The 3345-nt window shown below is 46.7% G+C and carries 4 protein-coding genes and 1 pseudogene; 2 read left to right on the plus strand and 3 right to left on the minus strand.

Going from position 1 to position 3345, the window contains the following annotated elements; translation table 11 throughout:
* Nucleotides 1–253 precede the first annotated feature (253 nt).
* Nucleotides 254–663: pseudogene (locus tag NSMM_RS16600) on the plus strand (IS1/IS1595 family N-terminal zinc-binding domain-containing protein); the annotation flags it as partial.
* A gap of 88 nt (nucleotides 664–751) precedes the next feature.
* On the opposite strand, the gene NSMM_RS12495 reads toward NSMM_RS16600, so the two are convergent.
* A complete protein-coding gene (locus NSMM_RS12495; RefSeq protein WP_090287933.1) occupies nucleotides 752–1174 on the minus strand; it encodes a nitrosocyanin in 423 nt (140 codons plus the stop codon).
* 416 nt (nucleotides 1175–1590) lie between these two features.
* Between NSMM_RS12495 and NSMM_RS17275 the strand changes: the two genes are divergently transcribed.
* The gene (locus NSMM_RS17275; RefSeq protein ID WP_176753966.1) at nucleotides 1591–1893 is read left to right on the plus strand and encodes a transposase zinc-binding domain-containing protein; all 303 of its coding nucleotides are present in this window, start codon (nucleotides 1591–1593) and stop codon (nucleotides 1891–1893) included.
* Here NSMM_RS17275 and NSMM_RS12505 read toward each other — a convergent pair.
* Together NSMM_RS12505 and NSMM_RS12510 are read right to left on the minus strand one after the other, a co-directional pair.
* Entirely contained in the window at nucleotides 1850–2452 is a 603-nt protein-coding gene (locus NSMM_RS12505) for a GNAT family N-acetyltransferase (RefSeq protein ID WP_245654802.1), read from the minus strand. The two genes, NSMM_RS17275 and NSMM_RS12505, sit on opposite strands and share 44 nt — an antisense overlap.
* Before the next feature lie 293 nt (nucleotides 2453–2745).
* On the minus strand, nucleotides 2746–3345 hold a 600-nt coding region (locus NSMM_RS12510), incomplete at its 5' end, for an IS1595 family transposase (protein ID WP_143001862.1).

The following is a 3345-nucleotide window of genomic DNA, read 5'->3' on the forward strand; positions in this document are numbered from 1 at the left end:
GGACCGCTTCAAGTGCCACCTTGGCCTTGAACTCGCCACTAAAATTCTTGCGCTTCGTTTCGCTCATAACCTGCTCCTCAATTGCAGCAGGTTACCACCTTAATTTATTGTCTGAAAATCGGGGGCCACTATACCTTGATTGGCGTCAGATTTGACAATAACTCTTGAACATGCCTCTGTGTCATGCACTTTAATTGAGGATCGTCTATCGAACAAGTTACTATGCCTCAGATGTGGCGAAGAACACATTGTTCGCTGGGGTTCTGCATCCAAGCTGCAGCGCGTTACCGTTGCCAAGATTGTAAAGTTACCTTTAATGCCTTGGCGGGCACCTCATTAGCGAGATTGCGACACAAAGATAAATGACTGTGCTTATAGCCAGCAACTATCTGGGGGAAGAAGTATTTGTTATAGTGCTGAGGTTTGCGGTGTGTGTACATAATACAACCTCGTTTCGCTGGCGGTATCGTTTTTTGGCTGAACAGGCACATCAGTTCTGCATTAAAGCCCGTGTTGGCCAGTGATTGCATCCTGTGTACTGACAGCAGCGAAGTCATGCGCGCTGCCGCACGGAAAATTGGCATTACTCATCGCGCTGTAAATCTCGCCGCTGGCATACGTGTGGTTGTCAGGGTTTATCACGTACAAAACGTCAATGCTTATATCAATTTCAGACAGATATTTAGACGCACTTACAAAAAACAGGCCGGATTAATCCGGCCTGTTTTCTCATCTGCCGTGATTCCAGAACTTAATCTACTACGTTAAGGGAACCTGGCAAGTGAATGTTTTGTGGATGAAGCTGGCAATAAACATTGAAAGCACCTTTTTTGTCAGCGGTAAAGCTGATGGTCTTGGTTTCGCCAGCTTTAAGTACTTCCTTGATACCGTAGGCATCAATTGAGAATCCTTCACTGATAGGTGATTTGTTCTCAACAACGATGCTGACCTTATCTCCTTTTTCAACAACCAGTGCTTCCGGCTCATTCAATACATTGAATGCACGGATATTTTTCACTGTCACGCCCTCCACGTTCAGTTCGGGAATAGTGGTGTCATAAGCATTGATAACCACTTTAAACTCGCTATGATCATCCGCCTGAGCAGCACCCGCTACCAGCAACGATCCCAAGGCAAAACCAGCAAGAATTGTCATTGTCTTTGTTATCTTCATCTTTACCTTCCTCTACTTGAATTTATATTTTATTCAGTGAAACACATTCACCGGCTCAGCGGCATTAATATACAGTTCCCTGCGATGATCAGTTAATGAACATATCCTTAAAAGGAAATACGCATGTCGTCTGTAAAGAAAGTTGCTTATTATCAATAACTCGCCCAGCCAACTCGGGAACTCACTATCGTTTTAACCACCGAGCCCCAACCCAAAAGTATAGATAGAACATCCAAAAATGTCAATGTCACAATGCCGATCCAGTTATCGAGTCACACATATCTTCTCCGTTTCCACAAACATGCAAAATGCAGCATGACACAGCGCTCCGACTGGAAGAAACCACTCTGTATCGGCTGGTGTAAGAGCACATCGGAACTTTCTTTACACGAGCTGAGACGGAAGCCTGTTCAGGGTTGCCCGACTTTGTTAAAGACAAGTTTGAGGCATTTCTTGAAAGTGGTATTCTGACCCATGGGTTCTTACGCCTGCGTTGTACAAGCTGCGCCCATGAGAAACTAGTGGTTTTTTCCTGCAAGCGGCGTAGATTTTGTCTCTCGTGCGGCGAGCAGCTGGGTTTGATGACGGTATTTGTCTTGGGTATCGGCATTATAATTATTCAGCTCACTATCGTTGCCGGTGGCTTGCCTAATGTGGGTTGTGTTAGGTGTGTGTTTAGGTTGAGCGAATCATCACCCAGCTGGGAATGCCTAAAATAGTGGGTGTGGCAAGGGTCTTAAAGCCAAAGCGCTGATAGAGGTCCACATTGCTTTGTTTGTCGGTTTCTAAATATAGGTGCTCTGCCGCACATTGGTTGATGGTGAACTCAATCATTTGTGTGCCAACACCTTTGTATTGCCATTGAGGTGCGATCGCTAAAGGACCTAAGTGCCAATGGGGTTGTTTTGGATCAATACGGGCCCAAGTGCCTAACCAGATGGCTAAGCGTAAGCCGCCGAGGGGGCTGTTGGCACTGATCATTCTTGGCAGTAACTGTATCAAGTCTCTAAGTGTTGGTTGGCAAGCGTTGGGTGGCAGCATGCCTAATACACCAATGAGTTTGCCATCAATAAAAGCACCATACAGCTCACCTTTACGCTTTACATAGGTTAGCAGGGCGGGAAACATACGCCTGAGTCGACGTTGACGTAAGTCTGGGTTAGCACCAAACACCTTGACATGCAAAGGGTTTTCATTCATTGCTGCTGCACAGATGGTGGCTGCTGTTGGCATGTCATTTACGCCCAGCGGCAGAATGTTACAGTTGTGTTTATACATGGTAGGGGTTCTCCCGTAAGCTGCAAAATTTTCACGTCAAGGGCAAGCCCAATATCTGCTTGTGTTAGCTAATAGGTCGCATGACTGCTAAGGAAGGTTTCGCGTTCCCTCTGGCAGCGTTGTAACATTAGTCAAACGCAAAGAGGCCTGCACCTTGCGTCGTATTAATTTTAAAGCATAGGGTTTACTTGGTGAGCTCCATGCCTTTTTTATTGGGCGTTGAGCTTGTTTTGCGTTAAATTTGTCGTCCGGCCCAAATAACTTGATGGCTTTGGCCAATGGCAAATATTAGGCTATGTCTGCATTAATAGTTGAAACTGATTTTCTCGTCCGAGAGCGGCCTGGAGACCAATGATTGGCGAGTTGTGCCCACCCCAACGTTCCAGCCATCTACGCCAGCCCAGGTAATTTTCCAGGTATTTGGTTGCGACCCCATGAAATCTTTTCATCCACTGTTTAAGTCTGCTGTCGTAGGCATTAACATTCTGGATATGGTAAACACCAGCAATGACTCGAATTCCAGCAGAGAGATTGACGGGGCGATGGGTAATTCCGAGGCTATGAGCCACAGACCGGTAGACGGCAGCGCCATCACTACAGAAAATGGCATCTTTTGCCAGGATAGCCCGCAAAGGCGGCTCAATTGTCTTTTTATCAAGCGCATTCAACATGAAATCTGCTGTTGCACCAGAGCGGTCGCGTACTACCAACACCGGCACCTGGTCTTTGCCTGTTCCACGTACATGGATTTGCTTACCGCGTTTACGCGGTGGACGATTCAGGTGGCGTTGACCTTTGCAGGAAGAGGGAAAAAAGGTCTCATCCGCCTCAATGATTCCTTGCAAGTGGTTGGCTTTAGTAGCCGCCGGCAAAGTCAGGAACCGATGGCGCCA

It is taken from the genome of Nitrosomonas mobilis (assembly GCF_900103035.1).
Classification (GTDB): domain Bacteria; phylum Pseudomonadota; class Gammaproteobacteria; order Burkholderiales; family Nitrosomonadaceae; genus Nitrosomonas; species Nitrosomonas mobilis.